Below are 15,989 nucleotides of genomic sequence, written 5' to 3'. Positions count from 1 at the left end.
CTTCCGTTGTCCAATGGCAGCAAATTATCCCAACTTAAGGGCTTCTACAATGACCTAAGTCATTATGCTACATTCAATTAAGAAATCCCACACCCCCAGAAGTCAGAACTGACCAATGTCATATTTTACCATAAAAGAAGGAATTAGATTTGATGTTAATAAGGATTTATGCGAAATGCCTTTTAGGGAATTCCATAAACTGTCACAGAATAGTTTAAAGATTATAAAAAGGAATATGACAAATTTGACCACTAGCGAAAGTATTCGCTTACTAAAGGGCAACTATACCGGACACTTGGGATATATATATCAGGATAAGCCTTATGTTCTCCCTATTACCTATTATTATGACAAGGATGATCATTCCCTAATAAGTTATTCGGCAGATGGCCACAAGATAGATGCCATGCGCCAGAATACAGCGGTGACCTTATTGGTCGAGGAAGTAAAATCATCCAACAATTGGCAATCGGTTATGGCCCATGGCACCTATGAAGAACTTCAAGGAACCGATGCCAAATTTAAATTGCATCAATTTACAGAGGGGGTAAAGGGTCTTATCCTTGCCAAAGAGCATCGGGAAACTGAATTTATAAGTGAATTTTCAAGCAAATTGTACTCCCGCGGAATTCCGACGGTATATCGCATCAAAATATTAGAGATTACTGGAAAAAGGAAAGAAACCTAGCATAATCCCCCCAGGTTAGTTCCCCCTATTTTTCCAGTTATTAGCAATTAGCCTTACTGCTCTATAATGCTAATTTAAATAACCCAAATAATGTATTGGAGATGGAAAACTATATAAGGCAATTTAATGACATAGATATAAACGATGTTCCCGAAGTAGGAGGAAAAAATGCCTCTTTGGGCGAAATGTACCAGAAACTTACCTCAAAAGGAATTCAGGTTCCGGACGGATTTGCCACTACTTCGGACGCCTACTGGCTCTTCCTGAAAGAAGCGCAATTAAAAGAATCCATATTCGCCGAGATTTCCAAATTGGATAAGAAGGATTTTTCCAATTTACGGGAAGTTGGGAGTGCTATAAGAACAAGTATAGCCAAAGCGGATTTTCCGCAAGCTATCAAGTCTTCCCTTGAGGACGGATATAATACACTGGTAAAAAAATACGGTTCCCAAATTTCCTTGGCGGTCCGCAGCAGTGCCACGGCAGAGGACCTTCCCAATGCCAGTTTTGCAGGGCAACAGGAAACCTATCTCAATGTAAAGGGTTTTGATGAACTGATAGCTGCCTGTCATAAATGTTATGCCTCCTTATTCACCGATAGGGCCATAAAATACCGCGAAGACAATCATTTTGACCAGACCAAGGTAGCGCTATCCATAGGCGTGCAGTTAATGGTGCGCTCGGATCTTGCCAGTTCCGGAGTAAATTTCACCTTGGATCCGGACACAGGTTTTGATAAGGTAGTTCTTGTTACCAGCACCTGGGGCCTAGGTGAAAATATAGTTCAGGGCAGTGTTAATCCGGACGAATACTTCGTTTATAAACCTAGTCTTAAAAATAGTATTCGCCAACCCATTATTTCAAGAAAATTGGGCAGCAAGGAAAAAACCATGATTTACGATACTTCTGGCAGCGGTACCCTTAACCTGGACACCACAATAGAAAAACAGGAAAAATTTGTACTTACCGATGCCGAGGTGAAAAAACTTGCCGAATGGTCTATAATCATTGAGGAACATTATGGACGTCCCATGGATATAGAATGGGCAAAGGACGGTTTGACCAATGAATTGTTTATAGTCCAGGCCAGACCGGAGACGGTGCAAAGTGCAAAAAAGGATAAACTCAAAATCAGTACCTATACCTTGCTGGAAAAAGGCAAGGAAATTACAAGGGGAATGGGTCTGGGCAACAAAATATCTGCAGGGAAGGCACGTATTATACATAGTCCCCTAGAATCCGATAAGCTACAGCATGGAGAAATACTCATCACGGAAAAGACCGATCCCGATTGGGATCCCATCCTTAAAAAAGCTGCCGGCATCATTACGGACCAAGGGGGGCGCACAAGTCATGCCGCCATAGTTGCTCGTGAGGTAGGAGCTGCAGCAATTGTTGGCACCCTTAATGCTACAAAAACAATAAAGAATGGCCAGGATATCACCATTTCATGTGCGGATGGGGATACTGGAGTAGTTTACGATGGAATACTGAAATGGGATGAAAAAACAGTGGATATTAAATCACTTAAAAAACCAGCAACCCAGCCCATGCTTATTTTGGCAGATCCAGAGCAAGCCTTCAAACTATCATTTTATCCCACTGCCGGCGTTGGTCTTATGCGATTGGAATTTGTCATCAATAATTCCATCCAAATCCATCCGATGGCCTTAAAGCATTTTGACACCCTAAAGGACCCCACTGTAAAGGAAACTATTGAAAAACTCACCCACCACTACCCTGACAAAGCCAATTATTTTGTGCATAAACTGGCAGAGGGCATTGCCACCATTGCAGCCGCCTTTTATCCCAAAGATGTTATTGTGCGTACAAGCGATTTTAAATCCAATGAATATGCCAATTTAATAGGCGGTAAAGAATTTGAACCATTGGAGTCCAACCCTATGATCGGTTTTAGAGGAGCATCACGCTACTATCATCCCAAATATCAGGAAGCCTTTGAATTGGAGTGCAAGGCCATGAAAATGGTCAGGGAGGACATGGGTTTTAATAATGTTAAGATAATGATTCCCTTCTGTCGTACCCTTACTGAAGCTGAAAGAGTGGTTGACCTTATGGCAGATTACGGATTGAAAAGGGGTGAGAATGGCCTACAGCTCTATATGATGACCGAAATTCCCAACAACGTAATGCTGGCCGAAGAGTTCGCACATTTTTTTGATGGCTTCTCTATCGGCTCCAACGACCTTACCCAATTGACCTTGGGCGTGGATCGCGATTCAGAGCTCTTAAGCGACATTTTTAACGCCAATGATCCTGGACTAAAAAAAATGATCGCTATGGTCATTGCTTCCGCCCATAAAACGAATACAAAAATTGGACTCTGCGGACAAGCTCCCAGTGATTATCCCGAGTTTGCCCAATTTCTTGTAGAAAAAGGAATCCATTCCATATCCTTTAATCCAGATGCACTCATTGAAGGAATCAAGAATATCAATTTGGCAGAAGATCATAAGGTAAGTTTTGGAATGGCGGAAAGTAGTAATTGAAATAATAAAATGCATATATAAAGGTTACATAATTGCAACCGGTACCGTAGGGTTGCAATTATAGTATTTTGCCCGGCTTTAAATAGAACTCCTTTCTTAGCTTTGGCCTTCATTTATTTTATTGATTATGAAGAGAATTTATATAATTCAATTGACTTATTTCGTAACTTGGATATAGGAACAAAAAAGGATGTTCTTACTTCCCCTGCTAATCTTTAATCCGCTGATTATGCAAAGAAATAGGTTTATCGCAGCCCTCTCTGGGCTCGCAACACTTCCCTTAGTATCGTTCTCATCCATGAATTTCACCTTAAAGAGAAAGGACAAGGGATTTAAGATCAATGCCGGGGAAGGTAGAATTCATGGCCATATACAATTGAAAGGGGTAAACGCCAACATCTTGGATGTAAAAATATCCGGAAGCGATACCGATAATGATCTTGCTATTTTTGAGCAAACTTCCCTTTCCCAAGGGAAAGGAACTCCATTTCACGTCCATAGTACACAGGATGAGATATTTTATATCCTAGAGGGGGCATACTATTTTAAGGTAGGCGAAGAAACTTATAATCTAACCATAGGCGATAGCATTTTTTTACCCAAGAAAGTTCCACACGCCTGGACTCAGGTCTCAGAAAGAGGTAAAATGATAGTAATTCTCCAACCAGCAGGTAAATTGGAGAATTTCCTTGTGGCCATGTCCTCCTTAGATCATGAGCCCGGGCCAAAAGAAATTGAACAAATTTTTGCGGACAATGAAATGCAGGTAGTTGGACCACCTTTGCAAATTGAATGACCAACCTACCAGAGCATTTTGAAAGATATGAAATGCCCGTTTCATTGCCTGTATGCTCCTAAGCCAATTCAAGGATAGAATTATACCTCCCAAGCCAAAATCATATGGTAATTGCCATAAGAATGATGATTAATATCATATTAGATAACCTTCATAATTACTTCCTTTGGCAATGCAATTAGAACACATATTCGTGTTCGGTAATCCTAACAATGAAAGTAGCGGTTTTTAATACACACAAATTTGAGAAGGAATATTTAATCAAGGCCAATGCAAATAAACATGATTTAAAATTGCTGGATTCCTATCTTACCCTAGATACTACAGTTTTGGCCGAAGACTGTGAAGGCATTTGTATCTTCACACAAGATAATGGCTCTGCTCCTGTTTTGGACAAACTCCATGAAATGGGGATAAAATTTATTGCATTACGATCGGCTGGATATAACAACGTGGATATTGCCCATGCTAAATCCTTAGGTCTAAGGGTTGTCCGGGTACCGGACTATTCCCCCAATGCCATAGCAGAATTTACCGTGGCCATAATCTTGGCCTTGAACCGTAAATTAATACGAAGCCATTACCGCATTATGGAAATGAACTTTTCGCTGGATGGCTTGGTAGGCTTTGATATGAACGGAAAAACGGTAGGTATCATAGGTACCGGAAAAATTGGAAGAATCGTGGCTAAAATTCTTCATGGCTTTGGATGTCATATTCTGGCATACGATGCCACGATAGACCAAACCCTGGTAGAAGAATGCAAGGCGACCTATACCGATCTGGATACCTTGTTCAGACAATCCGATATTATTTCCTTGCATGTCCCTTTAATGGAACAAACACATTATCTGGTAAACGAAGCCCAGATCGCCAAAATGAAAAAGGGGGTAATGCTAATCAATACCGGTAGAGGGGGATTGGTAAATACCCAAGATGTTATTAATGGCCTTAAATCCCAACAAATTGGCTATTATGGATTGGATGTTTATGAGGAGGAAGAAGGCTTGTTTTTTGAAGACCATTCCGAGGATATACTTCAGGACGACATGCTAGCTCGTTTAATGACCCTTAGAAATGTAATGATTACTAGCCACCAGGCCTTTTTAACAGATACTGCCCTAGCTAATATTGCACAAACTACCATTGAAAATCTGGGTTGTCTGGAGGAGGGCTTTAAATGTAAAAATGAGGTCCTATAAAATTGATGTACAAATGGCACAAATTCAATTCAGTACAACCTTTATCTCAATAAAGTCAATTATACAAAACGCTGACAATTATAAATTTCGACCATTATGCACAAAAAAATAGTTACACTTACCTTAAATCCCGTAATTGACAAGAGCGTGTCCGTACCGGGTATCAGCCCCAATACCAAACTGCGCTGTACATCACCAACTTATGACGCAGGAGGCGGGGGCATCAATGTATCACGTGCCCTCAAAAAATTGGGAGAGGAATCGCTCTGCATGTATCTCGCAGGAGGACCCACAGGAGAACATTTAAGGCAAATAGTGGACAAGGCGGGTATCGATCAAATAGCAGTGCCCATTAAGGGGTGGACGAGGGATAATCTTGCGGTTACAGATACTATTACCAATTTGCAATACCGCTTTGGGGTCCCTGGACCTATGGTTGAAAAGGAAGAATGGGAAATGCTACTGACAAAATTGGAAGAGAAATTGCAAGAAGGAGATTACTTGGTGGCCAGTGGTAAATTACCTCCGGGAATGCCCGATGATTTCTATGTTCTGGTAGCGGAAATAGCCAAAAGAAAAAAGACCCGCTTTGTTTTGGACACTTCTGGGGAGGCTCTGGTCAAGGCTACAAAATCCAGCATATTTATGCTAAAACCCAACTTGGGGGAATTAAGCACCTTATGTGGTGTCACCTCAATTTCAGCCATGGAATTGGAACCCCTTGCCAAAAAATTTTTAGAGGAACATGATTGTGGGATACTTGTGGTATCCTTGGGGGCGAAAGGGGCCCTATTGGCTACAAAGGACCTCATAGAACATATTCCTGCGCCCACAGTGCTGCAAAAAAGCACCATTGGGGCGGGCGATAGTATGGTGGCCGGTATGGTAGTTAGTTTGCTTAAAGGCAAAACCTATAGCGAAATGGTAAAATACGGAGTAGCCTGTGGTACTGCTGCTACCATGCATGAGGGTACCCAATTGTGCAACAAGGAGGACGCCGATAATTTGTACAAATGGATACTAGGACAAAAAACAAAGCTGTAAATACTAATTTGAGAAGTAACAATTGGATGTCGAATACCTTTTGAGAGATTATGCACCTAACCCAGTACTAATCGGATGATATGCCGTTATTTGGGCTTTTGCCAAAATACCATTGAACGAAGGCATTGGATTACTTAATTTGTTTGAGAAAATTAGACTGGAAAAAATATAACCCTTATATAAAAGATTGACTTTATGGATAATATTCAGAAATTTTCCTTGCCTGCCATCCATGAAGGGGAGATTCCCTTAGCTTTTATGACTACCAGCATATCCCGGGACAAGGGAGTTATTTTGGCCGCGGATGTTGGAGGTACTAAAACAAATTTGGCCCTTTTTCAGATCCAGACAGGAGATCTCGTCCCATTAAAAGAGAAATCATATCCCACTAAAAAATATAAGTCCTTTCTGGAGATGGTGTCTAGCTTCCATACAGATGATATGCCAAAGATAAACGGAATATGTCTTGGTGTTGCGGGACCCGTTACCCAGGGCAAGGTATATGGCACGAATTTTCCTTGGGCAATAGACAGTGAAGAAATTGGTAGGGAACTAAATATACCTTCCGTTTCATTGATCAATGATATGGAGGCCAATGCCTATGGACTGGCTGCGCTCCAAGACAAGGACTTCGAAACGCTAAAGCCTGGATCAAAAATACCGGGCAACGCAGCATTAATATCTCCTGGTACGGGACTTGGGGAAGCAGGAATGTTCTGGGACGGATCGCACTACCACCCTTTCGCCTGTGAAGGTGGCCATTGCGATTTTAGTCCTCGAAATGAATTGGACATAAGAATACTGCAGCATTTCCAGAAAAAATATGGACATGTTAGTTGGGAAAGGTTGTTATCAGGTCCCGGAATCTTGGATCTATATGTGTTCTTGAGGGAAATAAGTGGCATAAAGGAGCCACAATGGCTAAGTGATGATATGTCCAAGGGTAATCACCCTGCTATAATTACGGGGACTGCAATGGAAGGAAAAGATTCCGTTTGTGTTGAAACCTTGAATATTTTTATTCGATTTTTGGCCATAGAAGCGGCTCAGCTTGCCCTAAAATTCAAGGCTACCGGTGGTATTTATATGGGCGGGGGCATCTTACCAAAAATTTTAACCGGTATTGACAGGGAAGTTTTTTATAACAACTTTGTACAATCAGGGCGACTCAACACTCTATTGGAAATGGTACCGGTAAAGGTAATCCTTAACGAAAAAACGGCACTCCTTGGAGCCGCTTATTACGGTGCTATAGTATTGCAAGGGGATTAAAATATGATGCTCTGTAGCTATCAAAATACAAGCAATGTATACCTGTAAAGCATCAATCTAGAATTCCTTGCCTTACTCCCATTAACCAACATGGAAAATCCCTAGAAAAATAGGGTTTTATGGTTGTGTTCATTAAAACTCATCAATATTACCTCACCGTAATCCTCCATTTTTTTGACTAGATCCCTATGGAACCATTTTTTTAGAAATCCTTTCTTTTCCCTTTCCAGCATCACTACCATATCTGCATTTACTACCCCAAGATAAATTCTCAGGGTGTCAAATACATCTTCAGAAAACAATAGTTCGAACTCGATATCCGGATAATTTACCTTGGATTTCAGCATGTCCTTGAACCACTCCATTAATAAGTCTCCCGCATATTCCTCCTGGGTAGAAATATGTACTACCTTAATTTTTGCCTTTAAAGGCCTGGCAATTTCCGAAAGTTTTTGAATGGCGTGTATATCTTCCTCTTCAAAATCTGTGGCATAGACCATAGTATCCAAATTTCTACGCAATACATCATGGGGAATTGCAATTACGGGACAAGGTGCCTTCTCTATGAGCTTCTTTGTGGTACTACCTAAGATCATTTCCTCAAGCCCGCTTGCTCCTTTGGTCCCCACCACAATTAGTTGTGCATGATATTCTTCCGCCTTCGATATAATTCCTTTGATTACCGAACTGTTCTGTACAGGCTCCAATTGTATTTTGGGATCATCCCACTTATTTCCAAGGTGTTCCGTGCAGAATTTTTCCAGCTGGGCACGGTGAATTTTAAACGGATTTCCTTCAAGGATAGGCCGGTCGTCCTGTCCCTCCACACCCAATACGGTAGGGAAATTAAACGTATGGGTAATAACCAGTCGAGTTCCCAGGGTCTGACTCAAATTATAAGCCAACTGCAAGGCAGAGACCGAGTTTTTAGAATAATCCGTGGCATAAAGCAATGTTTTCATTTTATAATGTATTGTAATTTATCAGCAAAACTTGCAAGCAACCAACAGATCCGATTGGAGTAATTCCTAAGATACTTGCTATTTTAAGAAGTTAAATTGTTAATGGAATAAAGTCGATTGGTTAAAATTAGAACCTAATGTTGTATCCATAAATGACTTCTATCATATATGGTAATCTTTCTATGCCCGAACTTCGCAACTGGAAAAAGAATCGTCTTTATATAAATTCAAAGAATATTAATAATTCATGAGTAAAGCCATATACCTTGCCACGACGGAACCCAATAGCGGAAAATCTATCGTATCCTTGGGCATGATGCAGTTATTGTTGGGAAAGACCGCCAAGGTGGGTTATTTCCGCCCCATTATCGATGACTTTGAAAAGGGCAAGATCGATGACCACATAGATACTGTACTTAAACATTTTGAAGTAGACCAAACATTTGAAGATTCCTATGCCTATACCCGTAGCCAAGTGGTACAACTTAAAAATATGGACAAGGATGATGAAATTATAGGCAATATCATCAACAAGTACAAGGCCATTGAAGATAGGTTCGATATTGTAGTGGTGGAAGGAACGGATTTTTCTGGGGAGGGCGCCATTATAGAATGGGACATTAATGTACTTATTGCCAAAAATTTGGGAATTCCGGCAATTATAATAGCCAACGGAATGGGCAAATCCCTTCAAGAATTGGTCGGAAATATATACATGGCCTATGACTCCTTTAGGGAAAAGGGCGTTGAAGTTCTACTGACCGTTGCCAATAAAGTACAACCAGGTAATATGGAACAGGCAGTATTGGGTCTCAAGACAAAACTGCCAAAAAAAGTATTGATAGCCGCAATCCCCTTGAACCCTGTTTTGGGAAATCCGACCGTAAAGGAAATTGCTCAGGCCCTATCGGCCAAGGTTTTGTTCGGAGAAGATTTCATAAACAATCAGGCCGGTGAATTTAGCGTGGGTGCCATGCAGCTCCGCAATTACATAACCCATTTAAAAAAGGATAGCTTGGTCATTACCCCTGGTGATAGGGCAGATATTATTTTAGGCGCTTTACAGGCCAACATCTCCAGTAATTACCCCAATCTATCTGGTATTGTCCTAACAGGCGGTCTATTACCAGAGGATTCCATTATTAAACTTATTGAGGGACTTTCCGATATTATACCTATCATCTCGGTTGCGGATGGCACCTTTTCGGTAACCAACCGCATTGGAACTATTAAACCCAGGATCTATCCCGAGAACAAGGAAAAAATAACTACCTCCATACAGGAATTTGAAAAATATGTCCCCACAAATGAATTGGCCGAGCGACTTATTACCTTTAATGCTGAGGGAATTACCCCAAGAATGTTCCAGTACAATCTTCTTAAACGGGCAAAATCGACCAAGAAGCATATTGTCCTCCCGGAAGGAAATGACGAACGCATTTTAAAGGCTACTAAGAAACTTCTGGACACCAATGCCGTTACCATTACATTATTGGGAGATACGGAGCAAATAATGGCAAAAATTTCAGAATTGGATATTAGTTTGGATGCCAATAGCTTCAATATTATAGACCCCAAATCTTCCCCCAATTTCTTGGATTACGCCACCACGCTATACGAACTGCGCAAAGAAAAAAATGTTAATCTTGCCATGGCGAAAGATCTTATGGAGGATGTTTCCTATTTCGGAACCATGATGGTCTATAAGGGCCATGCCGACGGAATGGTTTCAGGGGCGGTACATACTACCCAGCATACCATTAGGCCGGCACTACAATTTATAAAGACCAGGCCTGAGGTGTCCATTGTTTCCTCTGTCTTCTTTATGTGCCTTCCCAACCGCGTCACCATATTCGGGGATTGCGCTATCAATCCCAACCCCACGGCCGAACATTTGGCGGAAATTGCCATTTCTTCCGCGGCCACCAGTCAGGCGTTCGGCATTGAACCAAAAATTGCCATGTTATCCTATTCATCAGGGGCTTCGGGAGTTGGCGAAGACGTGGATAGAGTGCGTAAAGCCACAGAAATTATAAAAAGAAAACGACCCGGTTTAAAAGTAGAAGGCCCCATACAATACGATGCAGCAGTAGACATAAATGTTGGCAAGAGTAAATTGCCGGATTCGGAAGTGGCAGGACAGGCCAGCGTATTCATTTTTCCAGATCTAAATACTGGAAACAATACCTATAAAGCCGTTCAAAGGGAAACCGGTGCCCTGGCCATTGGCCCAATGCTACAAGGTCTAAACAAACCTGTTAACGACCTTAGCCGGGGCTGTACAGTGGAGGATATCTATAACACAGTTGTCATCACCGCCATACAGGCACAAGGCCTATAATTTTAAAACAATAAATCCAAAACTATGAACATACTGATCTTAAATGCAGGAAGTTCTTCCATAAAATATCAATTGATTCAAATGCCTTCAGAGCTTATAATTGGGAAGGGGCTGATAGAACGAATCGGTTCAAAAAATGCTACGGTGAAGTATAAAACCAACACTGTGGATATTGAGGAGGCGATGTTGATTCCAAACCACAGTGCCGGGTTCCAGAAAATGGCCACTCTACTGATGGATCCAGATAAAGGCGTTATCGCAAACGTTAATGACATTGGTATTGTAGCCCATAGGGTAGTACATGGCGGCAATAGTTTTTCCGAAACAACAGCAATTACACAGGAGGTTAAAGATAAAATAAGGGAAATTTCTATATTGGCTCCCTTACACAACCCTCATAATTTGGAAGGAATTTTATTGGCTGAGGAAGCTTTTCCCAAGGCCAAACAAATTGCCGTTTTTGATACCGCTTTTCACCAAACCATGCCAGTCAAGGCCAAAAAATATGCATTGCCCAATGAATTTTATACAGATCACGGTATCCAGGCCTATGGTTTTCACGGCACCAGTCACAAATATGTGTCCGAGAAGGCAATTTCCTTTTTAAAATTAAAATCCTCCAAGATAATTACCATACATCTGGGCCATGGATGTAGTATAACTGCCGTAAGGGATGGAAAAAGCGTTGACCATTCCATGGGGTTCACCCCTGCTAACGGACTTATCATGGGCTCTAGAAGTGGGGACATAGATCATTCCCTTATCTTTTATTTGGTAAATAATTTGGGCTATGGTTTGGAGGAAGTCAATGCTTTACTCTCCAAAAAAAGTGGTATGCTAGGGCTTACAGGCCATAGGGATTTAAGGGACATTGAAGCCAAAGCCAAAACTGGAAATAAAGAATGTATCCTGGCCTTGGAAATGAATGCCTACCGCATAAAAAAATATATAGGCGCCTATGCTGCAGCCATGAACGACTTGGATGCCGTAGTCTTTACTGCCGGCATCGGGGAAAATTCCAGTACTCTCAGAAACCTTGTATGCACGGATATGGATTATCTGGGCATAACATTGGACCCTGCCAAAAATGAATCAAAATCTTCCAATATAAGGGAAATTGGCAGTACCAAGGCCAAAGTTAAAATCTTGGTAGTACCTACCAATGAAGAACTGGAAATTGCGAAACAGGCCTTCGGTCTATCCTAGAACCAATAATTATGGTATAGATTTTAAGCAACGTTGGGAGAAATCAAATTTTCCATGATGACCTATAAGTGGTATCACCAGACAAAATTACCGTTTGTCATAAACCAGGGTTACTCCTTTTTTGCCTTACATGTTTTAATTCCAAAAGGAAGGTACAACGGACAAAATCCCATAAAGCTGGTAAGGAAAAAGATAATGGCCAAAACCACCAATACAATACCCAACACCCCGGAAATAGTACCGTTATAATAAAGAGCGATCAATGCCGCCGCTATCACAAAACGCAAGGTTCTGTCCAAATTACCCATATTTTTCTTCATGATTATAAATTTAAGTTATAGAACTTTTAAAAACCAAAAACGACCTTTCAATGCCATTGTTAAGGAATATTTTTTATGTAAACATTAAGCTGTCAAAAGCATCCTTTGGTGCTTCATTCCCAAGGATCCAGGCAACTTTCTGCTTTTTCCATTTTTTTAATTTGATAAATCAAAGTAAATGGATATGTATTCCTATTCAAATGATATATGTCATTTCAGGGACCAATACCTTTAAATAATTTTGTAGTACGCCAAGTATTATGGTACTTAAAGCAAATTATCATGGAAAAACAAATCATATATAACTCAAATCTGCATTTTGAACACGAAATTTGGAGGCGGGAACTCTTCTTTTGGCAGGATGAACTCATCATTTTCAATAACAGGCTTAGTGAGCTGGTTACTAGATGGACCAAAAAAGAGGTATTAAATCAATTGGACCACTTTCAGAACGAATTTATCCTACATGGTGGAGTAATCGAGGATTTTTTGGAAGAAATGGAAATCCATGAATCCCGAATGGCCGATCAAGATTTGTTGTCACATGATGCCATGGATACCATGATGGTAAAAAAACACATGGAGTTCCGAAAAAAAATGGAAATACAGGAAGAGATCTATACAGCTCTTAAAAGGGAATTCTTTCGTTTTTTGACCAAGTACCTATAAATTATATGTTTGGTATAAAATTTCCACAAAAACAAAATCTTAAAAGATACAACGCCCTATTTGTAATACTTACCAAATATGGGTTTGAGGATGTAATGGCCAGTAGCAAGGCAAGAAAATTTATCCCTAAAAATTACCTTTTAAAACATCCTGATAAGGCAAAGAAATTATCAGAATCCACTTTTGAACGCATCCGCATGGTGCTAGAAGAATTGGGTCCTTCCTATGTAAAGTTGGGGCAAATTATGAGCAACCGGGACGATATGTTGCCAGCAGACCTGGTTAAGGAGCTAGAAAAACTACAGGACCATGCTCCTCCCCTACAGAATTTTGACGTAGAAAAAGTTTTATCACAAGAACTGGGTATCGACTGCTCCCAGCACTTCTCTTCCATTGATCCCAAACCTTTGGCGGCGGCCTCCTTGGCCCAAGTTCATAAAGCGCAGCTACTTAATGGGGATTGGGTTGTGTTAAAAATACAACGCCCCAATATAGCCGAAGTCATTGCTTCTGATATTTCCATTATGAAGGAAGTTGCGGAAGCTATGGAAAAATATAGCACACAGGTCAAGGCCTTTCAGCCATTAAAGTTAGTGGAGTCCTTTGAAAAAAGCGTCAACGAAGAACTTAGTTTTCTTAGGGAAATGGACAATATGGAACATTTCGCCAAAAATTTTAAGGGCAACGAGGCTATCTATGTCCCTCTTCTATATCGGGAATTGAGCAATGACCGCATAATATGTATGGAATGGGTAGACGGAATAAAGGTTTCCCAACTGGAGAAATTAAAAGAAAGCAACATTGATTCCCGCGCCGTTGCCAAAGTTGGGGTAGATCTATATTTGGAACAGGTTTTGGAGCATGGTTTTTTTCATGCCGACCCACACCCTGGAAATCTATTTGTGTTACCCGAGATTCAAAAAATCTGCTTTATAGATTTTGGCATGATGGGTACCATTATGCCCAATGACAAGGAAGCACTTATAGAACTACTGCTTTCTTTTTTAAAAAAGGACGTAAGGAAAATCATCTCCGTCCTAAAAAAGATAGCCTTAAAAACTGACATCCCGGATGAAAAAAAACTGGAGTATGATTTGTACGAATTGGTTGAAGGTATAAGTAATACATCTATCCGTAACATTAAACTTGGGATTACCTTAAAACAGTTCAAAAATGTTCTTTACGAGAATAAGATTACTATACCGCATTACCTATATATCCTTATAAGGGCCCTGGTAATAATTGAAGGTGTAGGCCTAAAATTGGATCCTGAATTCAACATAACGGATAATCTACAACCCTATATGGCCAAGATAACCCGTAAAAGATTTGGCCTAAAGCGACTTTTTCAAAAGAACCTGAATAGATTTCAGGATTACAATGCGCTGTTGGATAAATTGCCGACCGACATTAATGAAATAGTAGATAAGATTAAAGATGGAAAATTGGTTATTGTACATGAGCACAAAGGTCTGGACGATTTTAGAAAGTCTCTGAAAACTGCCTTTAACCGTTTGGTCTACGCGGTTATTATTGCCGCACTCTCCATTGGCTCTGCCCTTTTGGTAATGGCCGATATGCCTCCAAAGATTAGCGGAATACCCTTATTGGGCGCAATAGGTTTTAGTCTTTCCGCCATTATTGGATTGGTTATTCTAATCTCAATTTATAGGAATAAGGAAGAGTAAACCTTATTCCATTTCTTCCATTAGATGATGACAGAATGGGCAAAACTTTAAGTGATCATTTTATAAATACAGTTCGGAATCATTATCTTTATTCCTAATTGTATTTTTCATAGCATTGTCCAAAATAATATCCAAAAAATGAGAATAATTTCATGGAATGTCAACGGCATTAGGGCCGTTGCCAAAAAAGATTTTTTCGAATCCATAAATAAAATGGCACCTGATATTCTATGTCTTCAAGAGACCAAGGCCCAAGACCATGAGGTTGAGGAGACCCTTTCCGCAATGGAACATTATACCATGCATTACAATTCGGCCGATAAAAAAGGATATTCCGGTACTGCACTTATCAGCAAAATAGAACCTATTGCCGTAACCAAAGATATGCAGGTATCGGAACATGATAGCGAAGGTAGAATACAGTGTGCGGAGTACAATGATTTTTACTTGGTGAATGTCTACGTGCCCAATTCCGGACAGCAATTGGATCGTCTGGACTACCGTAAACAATGGGATGCCGATTTTTTAAAGTACCTGAAAAACCTTGAAAAGACAAAACCTGTAATTGCTTGTGGGGATTTTAACGTAGCCCATAGGGCAATAGACCTTAAGAACGACAAAAGCAACTATAACAAAACTGCAGGATACACCCAAATTGAAATTGATGGCATGGACAATTTTATTGAAGCCGGTTTTGTAGACTCGTTCAGGCATTTTCATCCAGATACCATAGCATATACCTATTGGAGCTATCGTTTCAAGTCCAGGGAAAGAAACACGGGCTGGCGAATAGATTATTTCTTGGTAAGCAAGTCTTTGGTAGATCGTATAAAATCTGTAGATATCCTATCGGATTATTTTGGTTCCGACCACTGCCCCATTGCCTTGGAAATAGAATTCTAGAAAGACCTGTAGTGCCCTATATATTCCTGTAGGACACTGATTTGAAAATCCCCAACAACCCTAAGTTCGGCATCCGCGTTCATAAGTACCAATCCATATGCCAAATGCGATAGCTTGCAGTCGCTTACAACCTGTTTTTGGATTCCAGTAAAAACCGGCCTAAAATGTTGGTCTATATCCAGACCGGCAGATTTGCCTACGGTCATGGCCTTGATGACAGCCTCGGTAATTTGTTTTGGCGATAATCCTTGATCCAACAAATCGCTGGCTAAATGCTTTAATCGAAGACTATAGTAGAAATCCATAAAATGGGCTATACTGTCTACAGTCTTATTATCCGAGTTATAAATAGAGATTTCCATAAATTTTGTTCCTAACAGATTAGACA

At 40.4% G+C, this 15,989-nt stretch carries 14 protein-coding genes; 11 read left to right on the top strand and 3 right to left on the bottom strand.

Annotation, left to right across the window (positions count from 1 at the left end; translation table 11 throughout):
- The first annotated feature begins 235 nt into the window (after nucleotides 1-235).
- The 6 genes from U735_RS0109435 (at nucleotide 236) to glk (ending at nucleotide 7,512) form a co-directional block, all read left to right on the top strand.
- Nucleotides 236-688 (top strand): pyridoxamine 5'-phosphate oxidase family protein, encoded by a 453-nt coding sequence (locus tag U735_RS0109435; protein WP_031443593.1) that lies wholly within the window; start codon nucleotides 236-238, stop codon nucleotides 686-688.
- 101 nt (nucleotides 689-789) lie between these two features.
- Nucleotides 790-3,198 (top strand): phosphoenolpyruvate synthase, encoded by a 2,409-nt coding sequence (gene ppsA / locus U735_RS0109430; RefSeq protein ID WP_031443592.1) that lies wholly within the window; start codon nucleotides 790-792, stop codon nucleotides 3,196-3,198.
- A gap of 229 nt (nucleotides 3,199-3,427) precedes the next feature.
- Nucleotides 3,428-3,994, top strand: coding sequence for a cupin domain-containing protein (locus U735_RS0109425; RefSeq protein WP_031443591.1), 567 nt, complete (start codon nucleotides 3,428-3,430; stop codon nucleotides 3,992-3,994).
- A 212-nt stretch (nucleotides 3,995-4,206) separates the two neighbouring features.
- Nucleotides 4,207-5,196, top strand: coding sequence for a 2-hydroxyacid dehydrogenase (locus U735_RS0109420; RefSeq protein WP_031443590.1), 990 nt, complete (start codon nucleotides 4,207-4,209; stop codon nucleotides 5,194-5,196).
- 96 nt (nucleotides 5,197-5,292) lie between these two features.
- Entirely contained in the window at nucleotides 5,293-6,240 is a 948-nt protein-coding gene (locus tag U735_RS0109415; protein WP_031443589.1) for a 1-phosphofructokinase family hexose kinase, read from the top strand.
- Nucleotides 6,241-6,435: 195 nt separating this feature from the next.
- A complete protein-coding gene (glk, locus tag U735_RS0109410) occupies nucleotides 6,436-7,512 on the top strand; it encodes a glucokinase (protein ID WP_051891937.1) in 1,077 nt (358 codons plus the stop codon).
- A gap of 101 nt (nucleotides 7,513-7,613) precedes the next feature.
- Here the strand turns inward: glk and U735_RS0109405 are convergent, their stop codons facing one another.
- Nucleotides 7,614-8,474, bottom strand: coding sequence for a universal stress protein (locus tag U735_RS0109405; protein WP_031443587.1), 861 nt, complete (start codon nucleotides 8,472-8,474; stop codon nucleotides 7,614-7,616).
- Between the two features lie 247 nt (nucleotides 8,475-8,721).
- Here U735_RS0109405 and pta point away from each other — a divergent pair, with 247 nt between their 5' ends.
- Together pta and U735_RS0109395 are read left to right on the top strand one after the other, a co-directional pair.
- Nucleotides 8,722-10,815: a phosphate acetyltransferase gene (gene pta / locus U735_RS0109400; protein WP_031443586.1), complete on the top strand. Its 2,094-nt coding sequence runs from the start codon at nucleotides 8,722-8,724 to the stop codon at nucleotides 10,813-10,815.
- 24 nt (nucleotides 10,816-10,839) lie between these two features.
- The gene (locus tag U735_RS0109395; RefSeq protein ID WP_031443585.1) at nucleotides 10,840-12,021 is read left to right on the top strand and encodes an acetate/propionate family kinase; all 1,182 of its coding nucleotides are present in this window, start codon (nucleotides 10,840-10,842) and stop codon (nucleotides 12,019-12,021) included.
- Nucleotides 12,022-12,131: 110 nt separating this feature from the next.
- Here U735_RS0109395 and U735_RS0109390 read toward each other — a convergent pair whose 3' ends face one another.
- Entirely contained in the window at nucleotides 12,132-12,341 is a 210-nt protein-coding gene (locus U735_RS0109390; protein WP_031443584.1) for a YgaP family membrane protein, read from the bottom strand.
- 282 nt (nucleotides 12,342-12,623) lie between these two features.
- On the opposite strand from U735_RS0109390, the gene U735_RS0109380 reads away from it, so the two are divergent.
- The 3 genes from U735_RS0109380 to U735_RS0109370 all read left to right on the top strand — a co-directional run bounded on the left by U735_RS0109380 (nucleotide 12,624) and on the right by U735_RS0109370 (nucleotide 15,601).
- Nucleotides 12,624-13,010, top strand: a complete 387-nt coding sequence (locus U735_RS0109380; RefSeq protein ID WP_031443582.1) for a hypothetical protein — start codon at nucleotides 12,624-12,626, stop codon at nucleotides 13,008-13,010.
- A gap of 5 nt (nucleotides 13,011-13,015) precedes the next feature.
- Nucleotides 13,016-14,698 (top strand): ABC1 kinase family protein, encoded by a 1,683-nt coding sequence (locus U735_RS0109375; protein ID WP_031443581.1) that lies wholly within the window; start codon nucleotides 13,016-13,018, stop codon nucleotides 14,696-14,698.
- 138 nt (nucleotides 14,699-14,836) lie between these two features.
- A complete protein-coding gene (locus U735_RS0109370; protein ID WP_031443580.1) occupies nucleotides 14,837-15,601 on the top strand; it encodes an exodeoxyribonuclease III in 765 nt (254 codons plus the stop codon).
- Here U735_RS0109370 and U735_RS0109365 read toward each other — a convergent pair.
- Complete coding sequence (locus U735_RS0109365; RefSeq protein ID WP_031443579.1) at nucleotides 15,598-15,963, bottom strand: hypothetical protein; 366 nt, start codon at nucleotides 15,961-15,963, stop codon at nucleotides 15,598-15,600. The two genes, U735_RS0109370 and U735_RS0109365, sit on opposite strands and share 4 nt — an antisense overlap.
- Between the last annotated feature and the right edge of the window lie 26 nt (nucleotides 15,964-15,989).

The sequence above is a fragment of the Arenibacter algicola genome (assembly GCF_000733925.1).
GTDB classification, from domain to species: domain Bacteria; phylum Bacteroidota; class Bacteroidia; order Flavobacteriales; family Flavobacteriaceae; genus Arenibacter; species Arenibacter algicola.
This window is presented reverse-complemented; position numbering and strand designations above follow the sequence as displayed.

What these genes read in the sequence shown, in the direction of transcription:
- U735_RS0109420 (WP_031443590.1), top strand. Translation starts at nt 4,207, where the DNA reads ATGAAAGTAGCGGTTTTTAATACACACAAATTTGAGAAGGAATATTTA.
- U735_RS0109425 (WP_031443591.1), top strand. Translation starts at nt 3,428, where the DNA reads ATGCAAAGAAATAGGTTTATCGCAGCCCTCTCTGGGCTCGCAACACTT.
- pta (WP_031443586.1), top strand. Translation starts at nt 8,722, where the DNA reads ATGAGTAAAGCCATATACCTTGCCACGACGGAACCCAATAGCGGAAAA.
- U735_RS0109395 (WP_031443585.1), top strand. Translation starts at nt 10,840, where the DNA reads ATGAACATACTGATCTTAAATGCAGGAAGTTCTTCCATAAAATATCAA.
- glk (WP_051891937.1), top strand. Translation starts at nt 6,436, where the DNA reads ATGGATAATATTCAGAAATTTTCCTTGCCTGCCATCCATGAAGGGGAG.
- U735_RS0109365 (WP_031443579.1), bottom strand. Translation starts at nt 15,963, where the DNA reads ATGGAAATCTCTATTTATAACTCGGATAATAAGACTGTAGACAGTATA.
- U735_RS0109415 (WP_031443589.1), top strand. Translation starts at nt 5,293, where the DNA reads ATGCACAAAAAAATAGTTACACTTACCTTAAATCCCGTAATTGACAAG.
- U735_RS0109375 (WP_031443581.1), top strand. Translation starts at nt 13,016, where the DNA reads ATGTTTGGTATAAAATTTCCACAAAAACAAAATCTTAAAAGATACAAC.
- U735_RS0109435 (WP_031443593.1), top strand. Translation starts at nt 236, where the DNA reads ATGACAAATTTGACCACTAGCGAAAGTATTCGCTTACTAAAGGGCAAC.
- U735_RS0109405 (WP_031443587.1), bottom strand. Translation starts at nt 8,474, where the DNA reads ATGAAAACATTGCTTTATGCCACGGATTATTCTAAAAACTCGGTCTCT.
- ppsA (WP_031443592.1), top strand. Translation starts at nt 790, where the DNA reads ATGGAAAACTATATAAGGCAATTTAATGACATAGATATAAACGATGTT.
- U735_RS0109370 (WP_031443580.1), top strand. Translation starts at nt 14,837, where the DNA reads ATGAGAATAATTTCATGGAATGTCAACGGCATTAGGGCCGTTGCCAAA.
- U735_RS0109390 (WP_031443584.1), bottom strand. Translation starts at nt 12,341, where the DNA reads ATGAAGAAAAATATGGGTAATTTGGACAGAACCTTGCGTTTTGTGATA.
- U735_RS0109380 (WP_031443582.1), top strand. Translation starts at nt 12,624, where the DNA reads ATGGAAAAACAAATCATATATAACTCAAATCTGCATTTTGAACACGAA.